General features: G+C 53.4%; 1 protein-coding gene. It reads left to right on the top strand.

Annotated features, from left to right (window positions below; genetic code table 11):
• A partial coding sequence (locus L6990_RS11815; protein ID WP_237204372.1) for a primase C-terminal domain-containing protein occupies positions 1 to 557 on the top strand: 557 nt, incomplete at its 5' end.
• Between the last annotated feature and the right edge of the window lie 171 nt (positions 558 to 728).

Genomic DNA, 728 nt, shown 5'->3' with positions numbered 1-728 from the left:
ATGCCCTCAAAGCCCTCTCAGAGCCTCTCAGAGCCTTTCTAGCGGCTCAAGAGCCCCAGGAACCCACCCAGAGCCGCCCAGAGCGTCTTACGCCGGTTTGGGGCGAGTTAGAGGCCGGTCAGCGCAACGAAACCATTTTCCAGACCATACGGCGCACTGCCTACCGTGGAGGGGACTTTGAAGCCCAAGCCTATGAGCTGAACGAACAGTGCAATCCGCCGTTAGCCTTGTCTGAGGTCGCTGGAATTATCAGGAGCGTTGAGAAGTTCATGCGTGAGAAATACACCCCGAAAACAGAAACCCAGGGGCGGGAGCCTATGCCTGATGCCTTGCGTGAGTTTATGGCTGAGATTGGGCGTAAGGGTGGCAGCCGAAAGACCGAGGCACAGAGTTATGCGCTAGCTAAAGGTGCGAATGCTTCTAGGGCAGTTCGTAGTGCCCAGAGTATTGGGCGCAAGGCACAAATCCAGGCTTTAAAAGAGGCCGGATACACGCAGAAGCAGATTGCAGAAAAATTAAGTTTAAACGTTAGAACAGTGCAGCGAGCCTGGAACTAAACCTAGGGCGACATTTACGGAGCTTAATCAGGGTATTACGTTTTCTGCCCGCCTGCCACGAGACTACCCTCCCTCTGGTCCAGGCCTGCCAGTCTGAAAAAGCCTCTTGACAACCTCTAGGAGCTGAGAGAATACTATGACTAAAGTCACACATACCTCACTCTTACCTAC

It is taken from the genome of Rothia endophytica (assembly GCF_928381505.1).
Lineage (GTDB): Bacteria > Actinomycetota > Actinomycetes > Actinomycetales > Micrococcaceae > Rothia > Rothia endophytica_A.
This window is presented reverse-complemented; position numbering and strand designations above follow the sequence as displayed.